This is a genomic window from Enterobacter cloacae complex sp. P38RS, from assembly GCF_014930775.1.
GTDB lineage: Bacteria > Pseudomonadota > Gammaproteobacteria > Enterobacterales > Enterobacteriaceae > Enterobacter > Enterobacter bugandensis.
Map to the genome: position 1 here is coordinate 38,290 of NZ_JADBRS010000006.1, position 24,441 is coordinate 62,730.

Annotated in this window: 21 protein-coding genes; 11 read left to right on the plus strand and 10 right to left on the minus strand. The window is 56.2% G+C overall.

Features of this window, described 5'->3' with window-relative positions; genetic code table 11:
• Nucleotides 1-83 precede the first annotated feature (83 nt).
• Nucleotides 84-1,733 (plus strand): methyl-accepting chemotaxis protein, encoded by a 1,650-nt coding sequence (locus IM303_RS10195; RefSeq protein ID WP_193359870.1) that lies wholly within the window; start codon nt 84-86, stop codon nt 1,731-1,733.
• Nucleotides 1,734-1,812: 79 nt separating this feature from the next.
• On the opposite strand, the gene IM303_RS10200 is transcribed toward IM303_RS10195, so the two are convergent.
• The 3 genes from IM303_RS10200 to IM303_RS10210 form a co-directional block, all read right to left on the minus strand.
• A complete protein-coding gene (locus tag IM303_RS10200; protein WP_041911471.1) occupies nt 1,813-2,778 on the minus strand; it encodes a DMT family transporter in 966 nt (321 codons plus the stop codon).
• A gap of 75 nt (nt 2,779-2,853) precedes the next feature.
• A complete protein-coding gene (locus IM303_RS10205; RefSeq protein ID WP_028015277.1) occupies nt 2,854-3,678 on the minus strand; it encodes an AraC family transcriptional regulator in 825 nt (274 codons plus the stop codon).
• A gap of 81 nt (nt 3,679-3,759) precedes the next feature.
• Nucleotides 3,760-4,608: an SDR family oxidoreductase gene (locus IM303_RS10210; protein ID WP_041911470.1), complete on the minus strand. Its 849-nt coding sequence runs from the start codon at nt 4,606-4,608 to the stop codon at nt 3,760-3,762.
• Between the two features lie 84 nt (nt 4,609-4,692).
• Here IM303_RS10210 and IM303_RS10215 point away from each other — a divergent pair, with 84 nt between their 5' ends.
• On the plus strand, nt 4,693-5,079 hold the full coding sequence (locus IM303_RS10215; protein ID WP_028015279.1) for a helix-turn-helix domain-containing protein: 387 nt from the start codon (nt 4,693-4,695) through the stop codon (nt 5,077-5,079).
• A gap of 40 nt (nt 5,080-5,119) precedes the next feature.
• On the opposite strand, the gene IM303_RS10220 is transcribed toward IM303_RS10215, so the two are convergent.
• Nucleotides 5,120-7,063, minus strand: coding sequence for a 2',3'-cyclic-nucleotide 2'-phosphodiesterase (locus IM303_RS10220; protein ID WP_193359871.1), 1,944 nt, complete (start codon nt 7,061-7,063; stop codon nt 5,120-5,122).
• Nucleotides 7,064-7,253: 190 nt separating this feature from the next.
• Between IM303_RS10220 and cysQ the strand changes: the two genes are divergently transcribed.
• On the plus strand, nt 7,254-7,994 hold the full coding sequence (gene cysQ / locus IM303_RS10225; protein WP_193359872.1) for a 3'(2'),5'-bisphosphate nucleotidase CysQ: 741 nt from the start codon (nt 7,254-7,256) through the stop codon (nt 7,992-7,994).
• Here cysQ and IM303_RS10230 read toward each other — a convergent pair.
• The gene (locus IM303_RS10230; protein ID WP_193359873.1) at nt 7,988-8,545 is read right to left on the minus strand and encodes a YtfJ family protein; all 558 of its coding nucleotides are present in this window, start codon (nt 8,543-8,545) and stop codon (nt 7,988-7,990) included. The genes cysQ and IM303_RS10230 overlap by 7 nt on opposite strands.
• Before the next feature lie 324 nt (nt 8,546-8,869).
• Here IM303_RS10230 and IM303_RS10235 point away from each other — a divergent pair, with 324 nt between their 5' ends.
• Complete coding sequence (locus tag IM303_RS10235; protein WP_008501430.1) at nt 8,870-9,076, plus strand: DUF1107 domain-containing protein; 207 nt, start codon at nt 8,870-8,872, stop codon at nt 9,074-9,076.
• Between the two features lie 75 nt (nt 9,077-9,151).
• Here the strand turns inward: IM303_RS10235 and IM303_RS10240 are convergent, their stop codons facing one another.
• Both IM303_RS10240 and msrA read right to left on the minus strand, forming a co-directional pair.
• Nucleotides 9,152-10,489, minus strand: a complete 1,338-nt coding sequence (locus IM303_RS10240; protein WP_193359874.1) for a hemolysin family protein — start codon at nt 10,487-10,489, stop codon at nt 9,152-9,154.
• 211 nt (nt 10,490-10,700) lie between these two features.
• Complete coding sequence (msrA, locus tag IM303_RS10245) at nt 10,701-11,342, minus strand: peptide-methionine (S)-S-oxide reductase MsrA (protein ID WP_028015284.1); 642 nt, start codon at nt 11,340-11,342, stop codon at nt 10,701-10,703.
• Nucleotides 11,343-11,565: 223 nt separating this feature from the next.
• Here msrA and tamA point away from each other — a divergent pair, with 223 nt between their 5' ends.
• The 3 genes from tamA to IM303_RS10260 are packed head-to-tail and all read left to right on the plus strand — an operon-like array spanning nt 11,566 to nt 17,419.
• Nucleotides 11,566-13,299: an autotransporter assembly complex protein TamA gene (gene tamA, locus IM303_RS10250; protein ID WP_193359875.1), complete on the plus strand. Its 1,734-nt coding sequence runs from the start codon at nt 11,566-11,568 to the stop codon at nt 13,297-13,299.
• Nucleotides 13,296-17,072 carry an autotransporter assembly complex protein TamB gene (gene tamB / locus IM303_RS10255; protein ID WP_193359876.1) on the plus strand — a complete coding sequence of 1,259 codons (3,777 nt, stop codon included), beginning with the start codon at nt 13,296-13,298 and terminating at the stop codon, nt 17,070-17,072. Before tamA ends, tamB begins: the two co-directional genes overlap by 4 nt.
• 2 nt (nt 17,073-17,074) lie before the next feature.
• A complete protein-coding gene (locus IM303_RS10260; RefSeq protein WP_008501424.1) occupies nt 17,075-17,419 on the plus strand; it encodes a gamma-glutamylcyclotransferase in 345 nt (114 codons plus the stop codon).
• A gap of 314 nt (nt 17,420-17,733) precedes the next feature.
• Here IM303_RS10260 and IM303_RS10265 read toward each other — a convergent pair whose 3' ends face one another.
• From IM303_RS10265 to ppa, 3 genes are all read right to left on the minus strand, one after another.
• On the minus strand, nt 17,734-18,204 hold the full coding sequence (locus tag IM303_RS10265) for a hypothetical protein (protein WP_047366994.1): 471 nt from the start codon (nt 18,202-18,204) through the stop codon (nt 17,734-17,736).
• The gene (locus IM303_RS10270; RefSeq protein ID WP_028015288.1) at nt 18,201-18,785 is read right to left on the minus strand and encodes a hypothetical protein; all 585 of its coding nucleotides are present in this window, start codon (nt 18,783-18,785) and stop codon (nt 18,201-18,203) included. The genes IM303_RS10265 and IM303_RS10270 overlap by 4 nt, the downstream gene beginning before the upstream one ends.
• Nucleotides 18,786-19,004: 219 nt before the next feature.
• Complete coding sequence (gene ppa / locus IM303_RS10275; RefSeq protein ID WP_041911466.1) at nt 19,005-19,535, minus strand: inorganic diphosphatase; 531 nt, start codon at nt 19,533-19,535, stop codon at nt 19,005-19,007.
• A 309-nt stretch (nt 19,536-19,844) separates the two neighbouring features.
• Between ppa and ytfQ the strand changes: the two genes are divergently transcribed.
• The 4 genes from ytfQ to yjfF all read left to right on the plus strand — a co-directional run bounded on the left by ytfQ (nt 19,845) and on the right by yjfF (nt 24,393).
• Nucleotides 19,845-20,801 (plus strand): galactofuranose ABC transporter substrate-binding protein YtfQ, encoded by a 957-nt coding sequence (gene ytfQ / locus IM303_RS10280; RefSeq protein ID WP_021240696.1) that lies wholly within the window; start codon nt 19,845-19,847, stop codon nt 20,799-20,801.
• A gap of 65 nt (nt 20,802-20,866) precedes the next feature.
• Nucleotides 20,867-22,369 carry a galactofuranose ABC transporter, ATP-binding protein YtfR gene (gene ytfR / locus IM303_RS10285; RefSeq protein WP_041911465.1) on the plus strand — a complete coding sequence of 501 codons (1,503 nt, stop codon included), beginning with the start codon at nt 20,867-20,869 and terminating at the stop codon, nt 22,367-22,369.
• A gap of 10 nt (nt 22,370-22,379) precedes the next feature.
• Nucleotides 22,380-23,405 carry a galactofuranose ABC transporter, ATP-binding protein YtfT gene (ytfT, locus tag IM303_RS10290; RefSeq protein WP_192831207.1) on the plus strand — a complete coding sequence of 342 codons (1,026 nt, stop codon included), beginning with the start codon at nt 22,380-22,382 and terminating at the stop codon, nt 23,403-23,405.
• Complete coding sequence (gene yjfF / locus IM303_RS10295) at nt 23,392-24,393, plus strand: galactofuranose ABC transporter, permease protein YjfF (RefSeq protein ID WP_021240694.1); 1,002 nt, start codon at nt 23,392-23,394, stop codon at nt 24,391-24,393. Before ytfT ends, yjfF begins: the two co-directional genes overlap by 14 nt.
• Nucleotides 24,394-24,441 lie beyond the last annotated feature (48 nt).

Genomic DNA, 24,441 nt, shown 5'->3' on the forward strand with positions numbered 1-24,441 from the left:
TAAAGGTGGAGAAACAGTAAACAACCCGCCGCGCGTGCCGATAGATACACGTCAGACAAACCTGCATATAACAAAGGCAACGCATGTTTAAACGTATAAAAGTCATTACTCTTCTTATTTCGGTGCTGCTTGTGCTCGGCATCATGCAAGTGATTTCCGCGGGTATCTTTATCAACGCGCTGAATAACGATAAAGACAACTTCACCGTGTCGCAGCTTTCCAGCCAGAACGTGGCGGAATTTACCGACGCCTGGATCAGCCTGAACCAGGCGCGCGTCACGCTAAACCGCGGGATGCTGCGTCTGCAAAGCAGCATGGCCTCTCAGATTAACGGCGGACAGCTGAACGAGCTGGTTAACACCGCGAAAAATCTGCTGGCCAATGCGCAGGTCCATTACGACAAATACTACGCCCTGCCGAATACCCCGGGTCTGGATGAGAACCTGGCCGATCGGCTGGAAGAGCAGTACCGCATCTACTCCGCCACGTTGACGCAAATGAACGTTCTGCTGGGCCAGGGCAACCTGGAAGATATGTTCAGACAGAATGCAGAACAGAAGCAGACGGCAATGCAAAAGGTCTATCGCGAGTGGCGCGAGGCGCAGGCTGCGCTCACCAGTAAAGGCATTCAGGATAACGAAAGCGACTACAAGCGCATCCTGTGGATCCTTTCTGCCGTCATGATCCTCGTCATTGCGGTGATTATCTCCAGCTGGATCGCCATGCGCCGGGTACTGCTCCTGCCGCTGGAAGAGGTGATCAACCATATCCGCGCCATCGCGGCAGGGGATTTAACCCAGCCGATTCAGGCTGAAGGCAAAAACGAAATGGCTATCCTGGCGCGCAACGTGCAGGAGATGCAAACCTCGCTGGCGAACACCGTGGGCGTGGTGCGTGAAGGCGCAGACACCATCTATACCGGTGCGGGTGAAATCTCGGCGGGCAGCAACGACCTCTCTTCCCGTACCGAGCAGCAGGCCGCGTCTCTGGAAGAGACGGCAGCCAGCATGGAACAGCTGACCGCCACCGTGAAGCAGAACGCGGATAACGCGCGTCAGGCGTCTCGTCTGGCGCTGGATGCCTCCTCAACCGCGAAGAAGGGCGGTAACGTGGTGGAAGGCGTGGTGCGCACCATGGACGAGATCGCCACCAGCTCCAGCAAAATCGCACAAATTACTAACGTTATCGACGGCATTGCCTTCCAGACCAACATTCTGGCGCTGAACGCGGCGGTGGAAGCGGCGCGTGCGGGCGAGCAGGGCCGTGGCTTTGCGGTGGTTGCAGGAGAAGTACGCACGCTTGCCCAGCGCAGCGCCCAGGCGGCAAAAGAGATTAAGGCGCTGATCGATGATTCCGGCGAGCGCGTGAACGCCGGCTCGCAGCTGGTGAACGAAGCGGGCGCGACGATGGCGGAAATCGTTAACGCGGTTACCCGCGTGACCGACATCATGGGCGAAATTGCCTCTGCCTCTGACGAGCAGAGCCGCGGTATAGACCAGGTTGGTCAGGCGGTAGCCGAGATGGACCGCGTGACCCAGCAGAACGCCTCGCTGGTGGAGGAGTCTGCGGCGGCAGCGGCGGCGCTGGAAGATCAGGCCGCACGCCTGAACGAAGCGGTAGCGGTGTTCAAAATAACGCGTAATCAGGCGGTCAAAGCGGCACCGGTGAAAACCTATGTGCCAAAAGCGCAGCCAGCAGCGACGGCGTCTGAAGCGAACTGGGAAACGTTTTAAAGGCTTGCCCGGTGGCGGCTACGCCTTACCAGACCTACTGTTTTGTAGGCCCTGCAAGCGTAGCGCCGCTGGGCATTACTCACATCTCCGAAGCCGGAACGACTCTCGGTTTTTCCGGCTTCGCTCTTACCGCCATCACCACTCCCACCACCAGCAGCGCGATCCCGCAGGCCGTTAACAGCGGCGGCACGCTCTGGCGCATCAGGAAGGTGTACAGCAGCCCGGCCAGGGTTTCGAACACAATCAGCGGCCCTAAGATCACCGTCGGCAGCTTCTGGCTGGCAATGTTCCAGCACAGCGCGCCCACCCAGGAGCACAGCACCGCAATCGCAACCATTAAGCCAATAAAGACCCAGGGTCTTGGCCCGAAGGGCTGGGCAAATTCCGGCTGCTGATGACCCAGCCAGAGGCATGCGCCGGCATACCCCACTAACGAGACGGGGAGCGTGACCAGCGCCTGCGCCGTTGCCCACATCATCGGGTGTTTATCCGGGTTCTCCCGCAGCCAGCGCGCATTGCGCAGGGCGTACCAGGCCCAGCACGCGACCGAGATGAACGCTAAAACGATCCCCGAACCGTAACGCCATAAGCTGAAGTCTGCCAGGCCGTGGCGCAGCTCGGCGATATTGACGCACACCAGCCCCACGGCGGTGCAGGCCAGGGCGGGTATCATTTTCGACCACGCCAGCTTGCCGTCCCGATGGCTATAAAGCAGATTCGCGAAGATGGGGATGACCACCGGCAGCGTGCCGATAATCATGGTCGACACCGGCGCTCCGGTTCGCTGAATGGCGCTTGCCAGGCAGACGTAATAGATGAGATTGCCCATCATGGTCAGCGCCAGCGCGGTGCCCCAGTCCTGACGGCTGAGCTGTCGCAAGCGCGTACGCCCCAGCCATGCCAGAGGAAGGGCAATCAGCCCGAGCGCCAGATAACGTCCGGTAGACTGCAATATCGCCGGGTATTCCGGCACGATCAGAGGGCCGACAAAGATCAGCCCCCACATCAGACCTGCAAGCAGGGCATACAACACGCCGCTAATCATTTTTCCATCCACATTGATTTACTCTGCACTCAGTCTAGAAGGGGGAAACGCGCGCGTATTGTATGAGATTGCGCATTAGCGCCGGGCGACCTGTTTCTGGTAGCGCACGGGCGTAATGCCGTAGCGGCGGGTGAAGGCGCGGGTTAAATGCGACTGGTCGGTCAGCCCCGTTGCGGCGGCGACTTCGGCGGCGGGCATACCGTGGGTGAGAAACGCCTTGGCGCGCCACAGGCGGATGGCCATCAACATCTGGTGCGGCGTAACGTGAAAATGGGCTTTGAACTGGCGCTGGAAATGGTACGGGCTGAGCGAGACAACGTTCGCCAGTTCGTCCAGCGTCAGGGCGTGCATATAGTTGTCGTGCAAATACTCGCGCACGCGCTCGAAACGGTGTGCGCCTTCCTGAACCACCGGCGCGTGATGGGCTAGCGGCTGAAAGGTCTCGATCAGATCCAGCAATAAGCCTTTTTGCGCCAGCGGATCGTCCGTATGCCACAGGCCGTAAATTAGCCTGCCGATCTGCTGAGAGCGCTGCGGGTCGTAACGGGTTACATCGCTGAACCACCAGTGGCGCAGGCCGGTTACCTCTTCCAGAAGATCGGGTTCGATGTAGACCATCCGGTAGCGCCAGCCGTCTTCGGTCGCGGACTCCCCGGTATGGATCTCGTCCGGGTTCATGGTAACAACGGATTTTTCAGGTGCGAGATGCTGGGTGCCGCGATAGCGAAAGCGTTCGGCGCCGGTTTCGATGGTGCCGATGCCGAAGGCTTCATGAGTGTGGGGCTCAAAGGCGTAGTCAGAGATATGCGCGTGATAGAGTTCAAGGCCCGGCAGCTGCGCCAGATGGCGAAAGCGCGCGCTGTCTCTCTCGTCAGTAAACTGTTCCGGTACGCCTTGCACGATGGGCCTCCTCATGGGTCATCACTACATTATCAGAGATGACCCGAGGGGATGCCACAAAAAATAACCAATCCGTAACAATTACAGAATGGCTTTGACGCTCTCCGCCAGCGGTGTAGTCGGGCGGCCAATCAGCTTGCTCAGGGTACGGCTGTCGTCAAACAGGCCGCCTTTGGACGCGCCCACGTCGGAGTCCGCCAGCATATCCGCCAGCCCGGCGGGTAAACCCACGCTCTTCAATGCGGCTGCAAAGTCTGCTTCGCTCAGGTTTTGATACGCCACAGGTTTACCGCTCTGCTTGCTCAGTTCCGCCGCCAGCTCGCTCAATGTCCAGCCGTGGTCGCCTGCCAGTTCGTATACCTTGCCCGCATGACCCTCTTCAGCGATCACTTTGGCTGCCGCCGCGGCATAGTCTGCGCGGGTGGCAGAGGCAATTTTGCCTTCGCCTGCGGCACCAATGAATACGCCGTGTTCCAGCGCAGGCGGCGCGCTCGCCAGGTAGTTTTCGGTGTACCAGCCGTTGCGCAGCAGGGCGTATGGCACGCCAGATTCTGCCAGCGCTTTCTCGGTTTCGACATGTTCAACGTGCAGACCCAGCGGTGATTTATCCGCGTGCAGCAGGCTGGTGTAGGCGATAAATTTCACGCCTGCCGCTTTGGCGGCGTTGATCACGTTCTGGTGCTGGGTCGCGCGCTGGCCCACTTCGCTGGAGGAGATGAGCAGCAGCTTTTCCACGCCGCTCAGCGCGGCAGTAAAGGCGGCCTTATCGGTGTAATCCGCCTGACGAACCACAATACCCTGGTTGCTTAACGCTTCAGCTTTCGCCGGGTTACGAACAATGGCAACAATCTGGTTTGCTGGAACGGTTTTCAGCAGTTCTTCAATAACGTGCTGGCCAAGCTGGCCGGTAGCGCCGGTAATCGCGATCATGATAAATCTCCTTCGTGTTTGTCTGGTGTTGTGGCACACTATCACCATAGCTAACTTTTAGTAAGTACGTACAAAAAGGTAAGTATGAAAAAAACGATCCCAACGCTCAGCGAGCAAATGCGCGATGGCAATCTCTTCGCGGAACAGTGCCCTTCACGGGAGGTGCTTAAACACGTTACCAGCCGCTGGGGCGTGCTGATCCTGCTGGCTCTGCGCGGAGGAACGCACCGTTTTAGCGAGCTGCGCCATAAAATGGGCGGGGTGAGCGAAAAGATGCTGTCCCAGTCGCTTCAGGCGCTGGAGCAGGACGGGTTTGTCGATCGCGTGTCGTATCCGGTCGTGCCGCCGCACGTCGAGTATAGCCTGACACCGATGGGCATCGAGGTGAGCGAGAAAGTCGCCGCGCTGGCGGACTGGATTGAAGTCAATACGCCGAAGGTGATGGCGAATCGGGATGAGCGTGCGGCGTAAAAGCCGGGTGGCGGTTTCGCCTTACCCGGCACAATCACCGCTACCTGCTCAAATCCACCTGATAAATCGCGAACCCGATATCATCCGTCGCAACCTTCTTCATCGGATACTGCGCCTTATCCTTAATAAACAAGGCTGCCTTATCGGACGGTGACGTTTCAAAGCGGATATCCAGTTTCGCATCGCTGTGGATTGGCGCAAGACGCCAGTTGTTATCCACCGCCGGGTGAATTTCGCCCGCCTTCTTCGACTCCGCGCCGATCCACGCCGCCAGCACCGAGCGGTTTTCGTCCGGTGACGCAAAAGCGATGTGGCTATCTCCCGTACCGGCAAACTTGCCGCCGTAGGCGCGGTAGTTATTGGTTACCACCAGGAAGGTGGCATTCGGGTCGATCGCCTTGCCTTTGAACGTCAGGTTTTTGATGCGTTCGGCCTGCGGGTTAATCGCCTGGCACTCGCCGTCATATTTCGCCGGCTGGGTGACGTCAATCTGGTAATTTACGCCGTCGATCACGTCGAAGTTGTAGGTGCGGAAGCCGTCCCAGTTAATCAGCGACTGCGGCTTGCTGTTGTGCGGGTCAATCTGGTTAAACTGCCCGGCGGAGCACTCCAGCCACTCCTTCACCTCTTTCCCCGAGGCTTTAACCACCACCAGCGTATTCGGGAAGAGATAGAGATCGGCGGCGTTACGGAAGGTGAGCTGGCCTTTTTCGACCTCAACATAGCTTGCCGGGTCGTTCTTGCGTCCGCCCACTTTGAATGGCGCAGCGGCAGACAGCACCGGCAGTTTTGCCAGATCCGGATCGCCCTGAACAAAGTGTTCGGCATAGGCTTTCTGGGCCATGTTGACTACCTGAACGGTCGGATCGTCCTGCACCAGCGCCAGGAAGCTGTACATATTGTCGGCGGATTTGCCGATCGGCTTGCTGACGAATTCGCGGGTGGCGTCGTGGTCGTGCTTCAGCACGTCCACCAGCTTTTTATCTTCCGCTGCCAGGGATTTTTTAGCCGCCGCGTCGTAAATTGGGCGCGCTTCGGCTTTTGACTGCGTCACCCTCCAGCTGCCGCTGTCGTTATTTAGCACCAGATCCACCACGCCAAGGTGGTCGCCCCACATGCCCGGCATCACCGACGGCACGCCGTTGAGCGTCCCTTTCTCGATATCCGCCCCTTTAATGCTGGCAAAATCTTTGCCCGGGAAAACGGCGTGAGCGTGGCCGAACAGGATCGCGTCAACGCCCGGGACTTCGCTCAGATAATAAACGGAGTTCTCCGCCATGGCCTGGTACGGGTCGGCTGACAGGCCTGAGTGAGCCACCACGACAACGACATCCGCGCCTTTCGCGCGCATTTCCGGCACGTACTTGCGCGCGGTTTCGGTAATGTCATTAACGGTCACTTTGCCGTCGAGGTTGGCTTTATCCCAGGTCATGATCTGCGGCGGTACGAAGCCGATATAGCCGATTTTGAGCGTCTGCTTTTTACCGTCCCGATCGACAACTTCACTCTCTTTAATCAGGTAAGGGGTAAAGAGCGGCTTTTGCGTCTTAACGTCGATGATATTGGCGTTAACGTACGGGAACTTCGCGCCGGCCAGCGCATCGTGCAGGTATTTCAGGCCGTAGTTGAATTCGTGGTTGCCCAGGTTGCCGACGGCATAGTCCAGCGTGTTCATCGCTTTATAAACTGGGTGAATCTCGCCTTTCTTCAGACCTTTCGCCGCCATGTAGTCGCCGAGCGGGCTGCCCTGAATGAGATCGCCGTTGTCCACCAGCACGCTATTTTTGACTTCACCCCGCGCGGCGTTGATCAAACTTGCTGTACGTACCAGTCCGAATTTTTCCGTAGGGGTATCTTTGTAGTAATCGAAGTCCATCATATTGCTGTGCAGATCGGTCGTTTCCAGAATACGCAGATCTACCGTCGCCGCCTGCACGCTCGCTGCAATCAGCGTCGCCAGAAGCGTTGCACTAAACTTAATCATCAGAGGAGTCCTTTTTTCGATCCGTTCCACAAAAGAGTATGTATCTATCGTTTGTTGCTTACAGAAATGTGAATCCTGACAGAAAAAAGCGACCTGAAACCGGAATTGCTTCACAGATAGCGGAATTGTTCACATTACGATATAACTAAAACAAAGAGTTAACCTCACTGCGTTAACAAAGAGGTGGAAAATGCTAGATAAGATTTGTCAGCTCGCACGGGATGCGGGAGATGCCATCATGCAGGTGTATGACGGTGTTAAACCGATGGAGGTCGTCAGCAAGGCGGACGACTCCCCGGTCACGGCGGCCGATATCGCGGCGCATAAGGTGATCCTGCAAGGTCTACAGGCCTTAACACCGGATGTCCCCGTTCTGTCTGAAGAAGCGCCGCAAAGCTGGGACGAGCGCCAGCACTGGCAGCGCTACTGGCTGGTCGATCCGCTGGACGGGACAAAAGAGTTCATCAAGCGCAACGGTGAGTTCACCGTCAATATTGCCCTGATTGAGAAGGGTAAAGCGGTGCTCGGCGTGGTCTACGCGCCGGTAATGAAGGTGATGTACAGCGCTGCAGAAGGGAAGGCCTGGAAGGAGGAGTGCGGCGTACGCAAGCAGATCCAGGTGCGCGATGCCCGTCCACCGCTGGTGGTGATTAGCCGCTCGCACAGCGACAGCGAGCTGGAGGAATACCTGCAACAGCTGGGTGAACACCAGACCACCTCGATTGGCTCGTCGCTGAAATTCTGCCTGGTGGCGGAAGGTCAGGCGCAGCTGTATCCGCGCTTTGGGCCAACCAACGTCTGGGATACCGCGGCAGGCCATGCCGTTGCCGCGGCCGCCGGGGCGCATGTCCATGACTGGCAGGGCAAGCCGCTGGACTATACCCCGCGCGAATCATTCCTCAACCCCGGCTTCCGCGTCTCTCTTTACTGAGCCAGCAGTTTGTGCAGCAGGGCGACAACCTGCTGCACCTCTTCCTGAGTTAACGCGCCGTCTTTCACCCACTGCACGCGGCCGTCCTTATCCAGCACGACAATCGCGGAACTCTCTTCCTCTAGCTGCCAGGCCTTTCGCGTCACGCCGTTGCTGTCGACGATAAACTGCGACCACGGGTAGAGCTTTTTATTGCTTTCAAGGCTTGAGCGCACAAACATCCCGGAGCCAGGAATGGCATCATCGGTGTTCACAATCGTGGTGGTCTGGTAGCGGTCATGGGGGAATTTTGCGGCCTTGATCGCCTCCACCAGGCTGGCATTTTTTTCTTTTGCGGATGTACGACCGGCAATATGTTGTACAACTCTCACTTTGCCCGCGAGCTGCGCGCTATTCCAGGCTTTATAGCTAAACTTATCATTGTCGAGAATCAATTCTCCCCGGTCAGCAATGCCGACTGGCGGTACACGTTGTCCTTTTTCAATGCTGTGAGCGGAAGCCCACAGGGGCAGCAGCAGACAAGCTGCCGCAAGGATGGTACGTAGGGTCATGGCGTTTCCTTATTGTTTGCAGGTGATCCGACCACTTGGTCATACGCTTTTAATCATAAGTGCGATCAATGTGGTTTTCCCGCAATCCCAGTGCCAGTTTGCGGGTGAACGCACATATCCATGAAAAAACGACGGCTTATACTGCTCTCTCTCACGCTTTGCAAAGATTATTCTGAATAATTGTAATCAAACGGTAAATAAACTTATGCACACTGGGTAACACCGTAGTTCTGGTCTATAGTCATTGGGCATCAAAATTTGCGCTCAGGACAGTCGGGCCGATTGTGGCACCGCAAGAGCGTATGATTCGCAGGAGATACAAGAATGAAAATTTTCCAACGCTACAACCCGCTTCAGGTGGCGAAGTACGTGAAGATCCTGTTCCGTGGACGGTTGTACATCAAGGATGTTGGCGCTTTTGAGTTTGATAAGGGCAAGATCCTTGTCCCAAAAGTGAAGGACAAACAGCACCTGTCTGTGATGTCCGAAGTCAACCGTCAGGTTATGCGTCTGCAAACTGAGATGGCTTAACCAACGTGCTATGCAGTAGGTAGTTAAAAAGACGGCTCCCGATGGGAGCCGTTGATGTTTGTGGGGGCAGGAACGTTACGCCGACACCTTCTCTTCCGCGTCCGGCAGCTTCGGCACCAGTACGGTCGGCTTGTTGTCAATACGCGTCACCAGCAGCTGGTCGATGCGATAGTTATCAATATCCACCACCTCAAACTTGTAGCCGGAGAACTTCACCGAGTCGGTGCGTTTCGGGATTTTACGCAGCATAAACATCATAAAGCCGCCGATGGTTTCGTAGTTACCGGACTGCGGGAACTCGTCGATATCCAGCACGCGCATGACGTCTTCAATCGGCGTACCGCCGTCGATCAGCCATGAATTATCGTCACGCTGAACAATCTGCTCTTCCAGTCCCTGGCCAACCAGGTCGCCCATCAGCGTGGTCATCACGTCGTTCAGCGTGATGATACCCACCACCAGCGCGTATTCGTTCATGATCACCGCGAAGTCTTCCCCGGCGGTTTTGAAACTTTCCAGCGCTTCGGAGAGCGTCAGGGTGTCCGGCACAATCAGGGTATTGCGGATCTGAACGCCGCTGTTCAGCGCCAGGCTCTGGTTTGCCAGTACGCGGTTCAGCAGGTCTTTGGAGTCGACGTAACCGATGATGTGGTCGATATCTTCATTACAGACCAGGAACTTGGAGTGAGGATGCTGCGCCACTTTGTTCTTCAGGCTCTGCTCATCTTCATGTAAATCGAACCAGATAATGTTTTCACGGCCCGTCATGGAAGAGGGCACGGTACGGGATTCCAGTTCAAATACGTTCTCAATTAGCTCGTGTTCCTGCTTACGCAGCACCCCGGCCAGCGCGCCGGCTTCCACCACCGCATAAATGTCGTCAGAGGTGATGTCGTCTTTACGCACCATTGGCAGCTTAAAGATGCGGAAAATCACGTTTGCCAGGCCGTTGAAGAACCACACCAGCGGACGAAACACGTACAGACAGAAGCGCATCGGGTTGATGATACGCAAAGCTACAGCTTCTGGCGCAATCATACCGATGCGTTTCGGGGTCAGGTCTGCAAAGAGGATGAACAGGCCGGTTACCAGCGAGAAGGAGAGAATAAAGCTCAGCTGTTCGGCAAGCTCAACGGACATGTATTTGACAAAGAGGCTATAAAACGCTGGAGAAAAGGCCGCATCGCCCACGATACCGCCGAGAATGGCGACCGCGTTAAGGCCAATCTGCACCACGGTGAAGAACATGCCGGGGTTTTCCTGCATTTTAAGGATGCGGGTGGCATTGATGTTGCCCTCGTCGGCAAGCAGCTTAAGTTTGATTTTGCGGGACGCGGCCAGCGAGATCTCAGATATCGAGAAAAATGCACTGACGGTAATAAGACAAAGTATTACTAAAATACTGTTTAACATAGTTTATCCGGCTTCTCGCCAGATCCTCAGAAGGGGAGTTGATACCATTTGTGTGAAAACACGTAGAACGTCAGCTCGTAGCGTTGAGCCGATTATTTCAGCGGTAGTATAGCGTAAAGAGATGTAAATCTGCCAGAGGTCACATTTTTGGCATAAAACAGACCGGACAGCGTGCGCTGTCCGGTACGGGTGACGATTTAACGGTTAATAATCAGGCCAGCTGTGGCGGCAGGCAGACGCCGATGCCCCCGATGCCGCAGTAGCCGTACGGGTTTTTGTGCAGATACTGCTGATGATCGTCCTCGGCATAGTAGAACGGCTTCGCGGTGGCGATTTCCGTGGTCACCTCGCGCGTATCGCCTGCTTCACGCATGGCCTGCTGGAAACGCTCAAGGCTGGCGCGCGCGGCGGCGTCCTGCTCAGGCGTGAGCGGATAAATGGCCGAGCGATACTGTGTGCCGTGGTCGTTGCCCTGACGCATGCCCTGTGCCGGGTCGTGGTTTTCCCAGAAGACCTGCAGGAGCTGTTCGTAGCTGATGACCGTCGGGTCATATACCACGCGTACCGCTTCCGCATGGCCGGTTTCGCCGGAGCAGACTTCGCGGTAGGTTGGATTCGGCGTATAACCGCCCGTGTAGCCGGCCGCGGTGCTGTAAACGCCGGGCAACTGCCAGAAGAGGCGCTCAACGCCCCAGAAGCAGCCCATGGCGAACAGGGCGATTTCCATTCCATCAGGAACGTTGGTCATTGAATGGTTATTGACGGCGTGTAAGGTCGCCACAGGCATAGGGGTGTTGCGTCCCGGTAATGCATCAGCTTGTGAAACCAGATGCTTCTTGTCGAATAAACTCACGATGGGGCCTCCCGGGGTGCGATGTTTCGGTTAAGGTTGTCACGAAGCGTTTAATTGAACACAATAAATGCGCTGAATGAGACTAGATTTAATCATAAGAAATATTTGGGTGTTACACCCGTTTTCAACCCACGTTTTGGGTTTTTGGCTTCCGGGCCGTATTTTGCCGCACGGCGGCGCTTCATTTGCTTCCAGGGTGGAAAAGGGATATTCAGGAGAAAACGTGACAAAAATCCGCCAGTTATGTTTAGTCAGTGTATTGCTGACAAGCGGGGTTGCCAGCGCGGCGAATGTCCGTTTGCAGGTTGAGGGGTTATCCGGGACGCTGGAAAAAAACGTGCGTGCGCAGCTGTCGACCATCCAGAGCGATGAGGTGACGCCGGACCGGCGTTTTCGCGCGCGCGTGGATGACGCGATCCGTGAAGGGCTAAAAGCGCTGGGGTATTACGAACCCACCATTGATTTCGATCTTCGCCCGCCGCCAAAGAAGGGGCGTCAGGTGCTTATTGCCCGCGTCTCGCCGGGCGAGCCGGTGCTGATTGGCGGCACGAACGTCATCCTGCGCGGCGGCGCGCGTACCGACCGCGACTACCTGGACCTGCTCAGCACGCGACCGAAAATCGGCACCGTGCTCAACCACGGTGACTACGACCACTTCAAAAAAGAGCTGACGAGCGTCTCCCTGCGCAAGGGCTACTTCGACAGCCAGTTCAATAAAAGCCAGCTGGGCATCGCGCTGGAGCGACGTCAGGCCTTCTGGGATATTGACTACTACAGCGGTGAGCGCTACCGCTTTGGCGATGTAACGTTTGAAGGTTCGCAAATTCGTGAAGAGTATCTGCAAAACCTCGTGCCGTTTAAAAAAGGCGATTACTACCAGTCGAGCGATCTGGCGGAGCTGAACCGTCGCCTCTCCGCTACCGGCTGGTTTAACTCCGTGGTTGTCGCACCGGAATTTGATAAGTCTAGCAAAACCAAGGTGTTGCCGCTGCATGGCGTTGTCTCGCCGCGCACCGAGAACACCATTGAGACCGGTGTTGGCTACTCGACAGACGTCGGTCCGCGCGTGAAGACCTCCTGGAAAAAGCCGTGGATGAACTCCTACGGCCACAGCCTGACCACCAGCGCCAGCATTTCCGCACCGGAACAGCAGCTTGATTTCAGCTATAAAATGCCGCTGCTGAAAAACCCGCTTGAGCAATATTACCTGTTGCAGGGCGGCTTTAAGCGTACCGATTTGAACGATACCGAGCAGGACTCGACAACGCTTGCGGTTTCACGCTTCTGGGATCTCTCCAGCGGCTGGCAGCGCGCCATTAACCTGCGCTGGAGCCTTGATCACTTTACCCAGGCAAACGTCACCAACACCACTATGCTGCTTTATCCGGGCGTGATGATCAGCCGCACCCGCTCGCGCGGCGGCCTGATGCCAACCTGGGGTGATTCACAGCGTTACTCTATCGACTACTCCAATACGATGTGGGGCTCTGACGTCGACTTCACGGTGGTGCAGGCGCAAAACGTCTGGATCCGCACGCTGTATGACAAACACCGCTTTGTGATGCGCGGCAATCTCGGCTGGATTGAGACGGGTGATTTCGAGCGCGTTCCGCCGGACCTGCGCTTCTTCGCCGGGGGCGACCGCAGCATTCGCGGGTACAAGTACAAATCGATCTCACCTGAAAACGAAAAAGGCCAGCTGACCGGGGCATCCAAACTGGCGACCGGATCGCTGGAGTATCAGTACAACGTCAGCGGCAAGTGGTGGGGCGCAATGTTTGTTGACGGTGGTGAAGCGGTGAACGATATCCGCCGCAGCGATTTCAAAACCGGTGCAGGCGTGGGCGTACGCTGGCAGTCACCCGTCGGACCTATCAAGCTCGACTTCGCCGTGCCGGTGGGCGACAAAGATGAACACGGATTACAGTTTTACATCGGTCTGGGGCCTGAATTATGAGTTTATGGAAGAAAATAAGCCTCGGGGTGCTGATTTTTATCGTGCTGCTGCTCGGTACGGTGGCGTTTCTGGTGGGAACGACGACCGGGCTGCATCTGCTGTTTAACGCCGCGAACCGTTGGGTGCCGGGGCTGGAAATTGGTCAGGTAACGGGCGGCTGGCGAGACCTGCGTCTGAAGAACATCCGCTACGAGCAGCCGGGCGTGGCGGTCAACGCCGGGGAATTCCATCTCGCGGTGAAGCTGGGCTGCCTGCGGGACAGCAAGCTCTGCGTGAACGATCTGTCGCTAAAAGACGTCAACGTGGCGATAGACTCAAAGAAAATGCCGAAGTCTGCGCCGGTTGAGGAAGAGGACAGCGGCCCGCTGAATCTCTCCACGCCGTATCCGATTGCGCTCTATCGGGTGGCGCTCGATAACGTCAATATCAAAATCGACGACACCACCGTTTCGGTGATGGATTTCACCTCCGGCCTGCGCTGGCAGGAGAAAAACCTCACCCTGACGCCAACCTCGCTGCAAGGGTTGCTGATCGCGCTGCCGAAAGTGGCGGACGTGGCGCAGGAAGAGATCGTCGAACCGAAGATCCAGAACCCGCAGCCGGAAGAGAAGCCGCTGGGCGAAACGCTGAAAGAACTCTTCTCGAAGCCTGTCCTGCCAGAAATGACCGACGTGCATCTGCCGCTGAACCTCAACATTGAGGAGTTCAAAGGCGAGCAGCTGCGCCTGACCGGCGACACCGATCTGACGGTCTTTAACATGCTGCTGAAAGTCAGCAGCATTGACGGCAACATGAAGCTCGACGCGCTGGATATCGATACCAACCAGGGCTCGGTGAACGCGTCAGGCAACGCCCTGCTGCGCGACAGCTGGCCGGTGGATATCACCCTCAATAGCGCCCTGAATATCGACCCGCTGAAGGGCGAAAAAGTGAAGGTTAAAGTGGGCGGGGCGCTGCGCGAGAAGCTGGATATCGGGGTGAATCTCTCCGGCCCGGTAGACATGGCCCTGCGCGCGCAAACCCAGCTGGCGGAAGCCGGGCTGCCGCTCAATCTGGAGGTTGTCAGCAAGCAGCTTTACTGGCCGTTTACCGGCGAAAAACAGTATCAGGCCGACGATCTGAAGCTGAAGCTGAGCGGCAAGATGACCGACTACACGCTCTCGTTCCGCACAGCGGTGAAGGGGCAGGGCGTGCCGCCCGCGACCATCACGCTGGATGCAAAAGGCAACGAACAGCAGGTTAACCTCGACAAGCTGACCGTCGCGGCGCTGGAAGGCAAAACGGAACTGACCGCGCTGCTCGACTGGCAGCAGGCGATCAGCTGGCGCGGCGAGCTGAAGCTGACGGGAATTAACACCGCCAAAGAGGTGCCGGACTGGCCGTCGAAGCTGGACGGGCTGATCAAAACCCGCGGCAGCCTCTACGGCGGCACGTGGCAGATGGACGTGCCGGAAATCAAGCTCACCGGGAACGTGAAGCAGAACAAGGTGAACGTTGAAGGCTCGGTGAAGGGCAACAGCTACCTGCAGTGGATTATCCCGGGGCTGCACGTGGCGCTGGGCCGCAACACGGCGGATATCAAAGGCGAGCTGGGGGTAAAAGATCTCAATCTTGACGCCACCATCGACGCGCCGAATCTGGATAACGCCCTGCCGGGTCTGGGCGGTACGGCGAAAGGACTCCTGAAAGTGCGCGGCACCGTGGACGCGCCGCAGCTGCTGGCAGATATCACCGCCAACAATCTGCGCTGGCAGGAGCTGAGCGTTGCCCGCGTCCGCGTGGAAGGGGATGTGAAATCCACCGATCAGATCGGCGGCAAACTGAACCTGCGCGTGGAGCGCATTTCCCAGCCGGACGTGAACATTAGCCTGGTGACTCTGGACGCCAAAGGGAACGAGAAGCAGCACGACCTCCAGCTGCGCGTGCAGGGCGAGCCCGTCTCCGGCCAGCTTCACCTGACCGGCAGCTTCGACCGGAAGGAAACGCGCTGGAAAGGAACGCTGGACAACACCCGCTTCAACACCCCGGTGGGGCCGCTGGCGCTGTCGCGCTCCATTGCGCTGGACTACCGCAACGCCGAGCAGAAGATCAGCATCGGGCCTCACTGCTGGACCAACCCGAACGCGGAGCTGTGCGTGCCGCAGACCATTGATGCGGGGGCGGAAGGGCGCGCGCAGATCAACCTGAACCGCTTCGATCTGGCGATGCTGAAACCGTTTATGCCGGACACCACGCAGGCCAGCGGCGTCTTCAGCGGGAAAGCCGATGTCGCCTGGGACACCACCAAAGAGGGGCTGCCGCAGGGCAGCGTCACGCTTTCCGGGCGCAACGTGAAGGTAACGCAGGAGGTGAACGATGCGACGCTGCCGGTGGCCTTCGACACCCTGAATGTGAGTGCAGACCTGCATAACAACCGTGCGGAGCTGGGGTGGCTTATCCGTCTGACCAACAACGGCCAGATGGATGGGCAGATACAGATTACCGATCCGCAGGGGCGGCGCAATCTGGGCGGCAACGTCAATATTCGTAACTTCAACCTGGCGATGGTCAACCCGATCTTCGCCCGCGGGGAAAAAGCCGAGGGCATGGTGAATGCCAACCTGCGCCTGGCGGGCAACGCGCAAAGCCCTCAGCTGTTCGGCCAACTGCGGCTCAGCGGTGTGGATATCGACGGTAACTTTATGCCATTCGATATGCAGCCCAGCCAGATTGCGATGAACTTCAACGGCATGAGCTCGACGCTGAACGGCTCGGTATTAACTCAGCAGGGGCAAATCAACCTGAGCGGCGACGCGGACTGGAGCCAGCTCGACAACTGGCGCGCCCGTATTGCCGCGAAAGGCAGTAAGGTGCGCATCACCGTACCGCCAATGGTGCGCCTGGACGTCTCGCCGGACGTGGTCTTTGAGGCGACGCCAAGCCTCTTCACCCTGGATGGCCGCGTGGACGTGCCGTGGGCGCGCATCGTGGTTCACGAGGTGCCGGAAAGCGCGGTCGGCGTCTCCAGTGATGAAGTTATGCTCAATGAAAATCTGAAACCTGCCGAAGAGAAGAGCGCTGGTATACCGATTAATAGTAACCTTATCGTGCACGTGGGAAATAACGTGCGGTTGGATGCGTTTGGGCTGAAGGCGAGGCTCACGGGCGACCTGAAAGTGGCGCAGGATAAACAAGGGCTTGGCCTCAATGGGCAGATCAATATTCCTGAAGGGCGTTTTCATGCCTATGGTCAGGATCTGATTGTCCGTAAAGGCGAGCTGCTGTTCTCCGGCCCACCGGATCAACCATTGTTGAACATCGAAGCGATTCGTAACCCGGAAGCGACGGAAAACGACGTCATTGCTGGCGTACGCGTCACCGGCTCTGCCGACGAACCGAAGGCGGAGATCTTCTCCGACCCGGCGATGTCGCAGCAGGAAGCCCTCTCTTATCTGCTGCGCGGACAAGGTCTGGACAGCGGACAAAGCGACAGTGCGGCGATGACCTCAATGTTGGTCGGTCTGGGGGTTGCACAAAGTGGGCAGGTTGTGGGTAAAATCGGCGAGACGTTCGGCGTAAGCAATCTGGCGCTGGACACCCAGGGCGTGGGTGACTCCTCGCAGGTGGTGGTCAGCGGCTATGTACTGCCGGGTCTGCAGGTAAAATATGGTGTGGGGATCTTTGACTCACTGGCAACACTCACGTTACGCTATCGCCTGATGCCTAAGCTATATCTGGAAGCAGTGTCCGGCGTAGACCAGGCACTTGATCTGCTCTATCAGTTTGAGTTTTAGCAATGCGAATATTTGTCTACGGCAGTTTACGAACCAGGCAAGGCAACAGTCACTGGATGACCAATGCCCAGCTACTGGGGAATTACAATATCGAGAACTACCAGTTGTACAGCCTGGGCCACTATCCAGGCGCGGTTCCCGGCGAAGGAACAGTACAGGGTGAAGTTTATCGTATTGATAATGCTACACTTGCCGAACTTGATGCCTTGCGCACCAGGGGCGGTGAATACGCTCGCCAGTTGATCCAGACACCGTACGGAAGCGCGTGGATGTATGTCTACCAGCGTCCGGTCGACGGGTTAACGCGGATTGTAAGCGGTAACTGGTTAGACAGAGACCAGTACTGAAAAACGACAACGCCACCGTGAGGTGGCGTTGTTTTTTTCAGTTTCAATTCTTTTCTGTATCCCTGCGTCGGGTTAAAAAAAGAGGAACGAACAGCATGATGTATGGGGCAATAAGCCATAAAAAACACAAGGCGCGTGAACGGCCATAGTAGTTTATGCATCGCGTATTGCTTGATATGACGGGCAGGAAAAACAGTAAAAACAGCAAAATCGCATAATCGCTTCGATAAGGGATCCATAAGTAAAACAAAAACCAGGCAAGTTGGAATGTCAGGATGCAGAGATACTGCCATTTGCTGTCTTTGCCGTAACAGTCAAACGCCTTTATGTAGCCCATCTTTATGCTTTGAAGAAAGAAACTTAGCATGTATAACGCTCACGATCGCGACGGTCAGAAGCGTGCTCGTCAGCAACGCTCCTAAAAAATAGCTGTGGGTGATATCAGTAGCACCCGAGCTTAAAGTATGTAATTTACTATATCCTCTATCTACTGCAACAAAAAGCGTATATAGCCCGATGTTAATACAGAACTGAAGCAGACAAGAAGTGACAATATTCGCTGGAATTCTTTTTAATAGAGTGAGTAACGTATAAATAATACTTGCTGAAAGAGCGAAGTAAAGCCCGTTAAATAAACTGGATAGTAAGGAGCTGTTTATTTCGCTGAATATTAAATTATCGCTTCCATAATACCATGCCAGATATTGAGTATACGTACTTCTGCCAAAGATAAAGGAGGCAATAATAATGACGAGTAGACTTACGATATGGATTTTCTTACTCATAATTTTGCTCCCTTAGAAAGCAGTTCCTTCATCGTTTTACTGGCCTCCAGCTGATCTTTGATTATGGCAAGATCACGATTGTTGTGATTATATTTTGCAATAGCGGTTGGCGTTCCTTTACCACCATTGTCCATAAAGAAGACAATATCCTTACGACCATAAAGAAGGACCTGTGGGATGGGATCACGCCCATAGCTCACCGCCTGAGGAAGGGAGTGAATAGACTCTGTCGTGAGGAAGCGAGGAATATTTTCATGCTCAATATTGCCTAAAGGTGTAGTGGCTACAAGAGAGCCGATAAAATCAGTCGTATACACTAACGTATCTGTATCTTTGGTCGTTACTTTCGAGCCCGTAAGATATTTTATCTGTTGCCAAAGTGTAATATCTTTTGGGGTAACCTTAACACCATCCATAAACATATCTTGCTTGCGTTTTAGCTGAATGACAGTGCGGTGTACCTGTGTCAAAGAGGGGCTGATTTCCCCAACGGAAGGCATAAGTCCATCGCGGGAATATAGCCTTTCAATAATAAAGTAAATTCCAGTTGGGCGGGCAACATCAATGTTAATGGATGACATATGAATCCTGTAATCAATGGGGATTAATGCTCATTATGACAGTATGTGATTAATTGACAGCCTATTCAACCACTCCCACCATAAATGAGAGGGTGTCTTTGTTGTATTAACATGAAAGCCAAAGGGAATGGGATTTATCTTAAAAGCTAATGTATGCTGCTTTTAACAAAGATAAAAAAAGCCCCAGTATGCGGGGCTTTCATCAATCGACAGTAAGAATTACTTCTTAGCAGCGCGTTCGAAAGAGGCGATGATTTCTGCTTTCGCCGCTTCTGCGTTGTCCCAGCCGTCAACCTTAACCCATTTACCTTTTTCGAGGTCTTTGTAGTGCTCGAAGAAGTGGGCGATCTGCGCTTTCAGCAGCTCTGGCAGGTCATTCACATCTTTAATGTGATCGTACTCTTTGCTCAGCTTGGTGTGCGGTACCGCAACCAGCTTCGCATCTTCACCCGCTTCGTCAGTCATCTTCAGCACGCCAACAGGACGGCAGCGAATGACAGAGCCTGGCTGCAGTGGGTATGGCGTTGGAACCAGCACGTCAACCGGGTCACCGTCCAGAGACAGGGTGTGGTTGATGTAGCCGTAGTTGCACGGATAGAACATGGCGGTAGACATGAAACGGTCAACGAACAGCGCACCGGTGTCTTTGTCGATTTCGTATTTGATTGGATCTGCGTTGGCCGGGATTTCAATAACAACGTAGATATCTTCTGGCAGTTCTTTACCCGCTGGGACGTTGAGTAAGCTCATGTCGGTGTCCTTTAAAATGGATGGTAAACAAGTGGCAGGTATTATAGCCAACTCACGCTGAATGTCTCCGCCTCTTTTCGCTTTCTCTCCCCGCAAGCCCCACTTTTCAGACCGTTTCCATGACAGGAAAATCCATAAACTCAGCCGCATTTTTAATGGTGAAATGAAAGCGATTACAAACTTGTGATTAACATTTTATTCACTTTCCTGAAGTGTGATGTAACGCAATTCGTTACATATTTCATTGGCTATAGTCATTTCGCAGAACATCTTTTAACCAACAATAAACACCCCTACGAGGACGCTCATATGTGGAAGCGCTTACTTCTTGTCACAGCAGTTTCGGCAGCCATGTCGTCTATGGCGATGGCCGCTCCCTTAACCGTAGGTTTTTCGCAAGTTGGCTCTGAATCCGGCTGGCGTGCGGCGGAAACCAACGTTGCGAAAAGCGAGGCTCAGAAACGCGGCATCACCCTGAAAATCGCCGATGGTCAGCAAAAGCAGGAAAACCAGATCAAAGCCGTGCGCTCGTTTATCGCCCAGGGCGTGGATGCCATCTTTATTGCGCCAGTGGTGGCGACCGGCTGGGAACCGGTTCTGAAGGAAGCGAAAGACGCTGAAATTCCGGTCTTCCTGCTCGACCGTTCCATCGATGTTAAAGACAAATCTCTCTATATGACCACCGTCACCGCGAATAACGTGCTTGAAGGGCAGTTAATTGGCGACTGGCTGATTAAACAGGTCGACGGCAAGCCGTGTAACGTCGTTGAACTGCAGGGCACCGTCGGCGCGAGCGTGGCCATCGACCGTAAGAAAGGGTTTGCTGAGGCTATTGCCAAAGCGCCAAACATCAAGATTATCCGCTCCCAGTCCGGCGACTTTACCCGCAGTAAGGGTAAAGAGGTTATGGAGAGCTTTATCAAGGCTGAAAACAACGGCAAGAATATCTGCATGGTTTACGCCCACAACGATGACATGGCGATCGGGGCGATTCAGGCGATTAAAGAAGCGGGCCTGAAGCCGGGCAAAGATATCCTCACCGGCTCTATCGACGGCGTGCCGGACATCTACAAAGCGATGATCGACGGTGAAGCCAATGCCAGCGTCGAGCTGACGCCGAACATGGCGGGCCCGGCATTCGACGCGCTGGAGAAATTCAAGAAAGACGGCACGATGCCTGAGAAGGTGACCGTCACCAAGTCCACGCTCTACCTGCCTGATACAGCGAAAGAAGAGTTAGAGAAGAAGAAAAATATGGGCTACTGATCCAGTGAAATTGCCGGGTGGCGCTGCGCTTACCCGGCCTACGGGAACGTGCCGGGGACATGAATATGAAAACTGAACAACACCAGGAAATCCTCCGCACAGAGGGCTTGAGTAAATTCTTCCCCGGCGTGAAGGCGCTGGATAGCGTTGATTTCAGCCTGCGGCGCGGTGAGATCATGGCGCTGCTGGGCGAGAACGGCGCGGGAAAATCGACGCTGATTAAATCGCTGACCGGCGTTTATCACGCCGATCGCGGCACCATCTGGCTGGAAGGCAACGCCATTTCGCCAAAAAATACCGCCCACGCCCAGCAGCTGGGGATCGGGACGGTTTACCAGGAAGTGAACCTGCTGCCGAATATGTCGGTGGCGGACAACCTGTTTATTGGCCGCGAGCCACGCCGCTTTGGCCTGCTGCGCCGCAAAGAGATGGAGGCGCGCGCCACGAAGCTGATGGAGTCCTACGGCTTCTCCCTCGACGTTCGCGAGCCGCTGAACCGCTTTTCCGTGGCGATGCAGCAGATCGTCGCCATCTGTCGCGCGATCGATCTCTCTGCGAAGGTGCTGATCCTCGATGAACCCACCGCCAGCCTCGATACCCAGGAAGTGGAGATGCTCTTCACCCTGATGCGCCAGCTGCGCGATCAGGGCGTGAGCCTGATCTTCGTCACGCACTTCCTCGATCAGGTGTATGAGGTGAGCGACCGCATTACGGTGCTGCGCAACGGCAGCTTTGTCGGCTGCCGCGAAACCCGCGAGCTGCCGCAGATCGAGCTGGTGAAAATGATGCTGGGCCGCGAACTGGAAACCAACGCGCTCCAGCGTGCGGGCCGCACGTTGCTGAGCGAAAAACCGGTTGCCGCGTTCAGCGATTACGGCAAGAAAGGCGTGATATCGCCGTTTAACCTTGAGGTGCGTCCCGGCGAAATTGTCGGGCTGGCGGGCCTGCTGGGCTCGGGCCGAACCGAAACCGCCGAGGTGATCTTCGGGATCAAGCCTGCCGACAGCGGCACCGCGCTGATCAAGGGCAAACCGCAAACCCTGCGATCGCCGCATCAGGCCTCCTGTCTGGGCGTTGGCTTCTGCCCGGAAGACCGGAAAACGGACGGCATCATTGCCGCCGCCTCGGTGCGGGAAAATATCATCCTGGCCCTGCAGGCCCAGCGCGGCTGGCTACGCCCGATCCCTCGTAAAGAGCAAAACGCCATCGCCGAGCGCTTTATCCGCCAGCTCGGCATCCGCACCCCGAGCGCGGAACAGCCGATTGAATTTCTCTCCGGCGGTAACCAGCAGAAGGTGCTGCTCTCCCGCTGGCTGCTGACCAAACCGCAGTTCCTGATCCTTGACGAGCCGACGCGCGGTATCGACGTGGGCGCGCACGCCGAAATTATCCGGCTTATCGAAACGCTCTGTGCGGACGGGCTGGCCCTGCTGGTTATCTCATCCGAGCTGGAGGAGCTGGTGGGCTATGCCGATCGCGTCATCATCATGCGCGATCGCAAACAGGTGGCAGAGATCCCGCTGGATAAACTGTCCGTTCCGGCAATCATGAATGCCATCGCGGCGTAAGGAGTGAATCGTGATGTCCCGTTCGCTTTCGCAAACCGGTGAGTCAAAGCGCCGCTTTAGCTGGCCAACCGGCACGCCGCAAATTGCAGCGCTGCTGGTGGTGCTGCTGGTAGATAGCCTTGTCGCACCGCATTTCTTCCAGATTATTGTTCAGGATGGCCGCCTGTTTGGCAGCCCGATCGATATTTTAAACCGCGCCGCGCCCGTGGCGCTGCTGGCGATTGGGATGACGCTGGTGATCGCCACCGGCGGAATAGATCTCTCCGTCGGCGCGGTGATGGCTATCGCCGGGGCCACGGCAGCCTCAATGACCGTGGCCGGTCACAGCCTGCCGGTGGTACTGCTGGCGGCCTTAGGCACCGGCGTGCTGGCCGGACTATGGAACGGCATTCTGGTGGCGGTGCTGAAAATTCAGCCCTTTGTCGCTACGCTGATCCTGATGGTGGCCGGGCGCGGGGTCGCACAGCTGATCACCTCGGGGCAGATTGTTACCTTCAACTCTCCGAGCCTGGCATGGCTTGGCAGCGGCAACCTTCTGTTCTTCCCGACGCCAGTGATTATTGCCCTGGTCACGCTTATTGTCTTTTGGCTCTTCACCCGCAAAACGGCACTCGGCATGTTTATTGAGGCGGTGGGGATCAACATTCGCGCCGCGCGCAACGCCGGGGTCAACACCCGCCTGATGGTGATGCTGACCTACGTGCTGAGCGGCTTCTGCGCCGCCATTGCCGGTGTCATCGTCGCCGCCGATATTCGCGGGGCCGATGCCAATAACGCCGGGCTCTGGCTGGAGCTGGATGCGATCCTCGCGGTGGTGATCGGCGGCGGGTCGCTGATGGGCGGGCGCTTTAACCTGCTGCTCTCGGTGATCGGCGCGCTGATCATTCAGGGCATGAACACCGGGATCCTGCTGTCGGGATTCCAGCCGGAACTCAACCAGGTGGTAAAAGCGGTAGTTGTACTCTGCGTGCTGATCGTCCAGTCGCCGCGCTTTGTCAGCATCATTAAGGGGATCCGTGGCCATGATAAAACGTAATTTACCGTTAATGATCACGCTGGGCGTGTTTGTGCTGGGGTATCTCTACTGCCTCACGCAGTTCCCCGGTTTTGCCTCAACGCGCGTGATCTGCAACATTCTGACGGACAACGCCTTTTTAGGCATTATCGCCGTCGGCATGACCTTTGTGATCCTCTCCGGCGGGATCGATCTCTCAGTTGGCTCGGTGATCGCGTTCACGGGGGTATTCCTTGCGAAGGCGATCGGCTTTTGGGGCATCTCGCCGCTGGTGGCGTTTCCGCTGGTGCTGGTGATGGGGTGCGCGTTTGGCGCCTTTATGGGGCTTCTGATCGACGCGCTGAAAATTCCGGCCTTTATCATCACGCTGGCCGGGATGTTTTTCCTGCGCGGCGTAAGTTATCTGGTTTCTGAGGAGTCGATTCCGATTAACCATCCGGTGTATGACACGCTCTCCAGCCTGGCGTGGAAAATTCCCGGCGGCGGTCGCCTGAGCGCGATGGGGCTGCTGATGCTGGGCGTGGTGGTGATTGGCATTTTCCTCGCCCACCGCACCCGGTTCGGCAATCAGGTATATGCCATTGGCGGCAACGCCACGTCGGCCAACCTGATGGGGATCTCAACCCGCAGCACCACCATCCGCATCTATATGCTTTCGACCGGCCTGGCAACGCTGGCGGGTATTGTCTTCTCGGTGTATACCCAGGCGGGCTATGCCCTTGCAGGCGTCGGCGTGGAACTGGATGCGATTGCCTCGGTGGTTATCGGCGGCACGCTGCTCAGCGGCGGGGTAGGGACGGTGCTGGGAACGCTGTTCGGCGTGGCGATTCAGGGGCTGATACAAACCTATATCAACTTTGACGGCACGCTCAGCTCGTGGTGGACGAAGATCGCCATTGGCATTCTGCTGTTTATTTTTATTGCCCTGCAGCGGGGGCTGACGGTGCTCTGGGAGAACCGTCAAAGCTCGCCTGTTACCCGCGTAAACACATCGGTAACAGAGCGATAACACCCTGAATTTGCTTAAAGTCTAAACATTTTCCGGTAGCGGCCGATA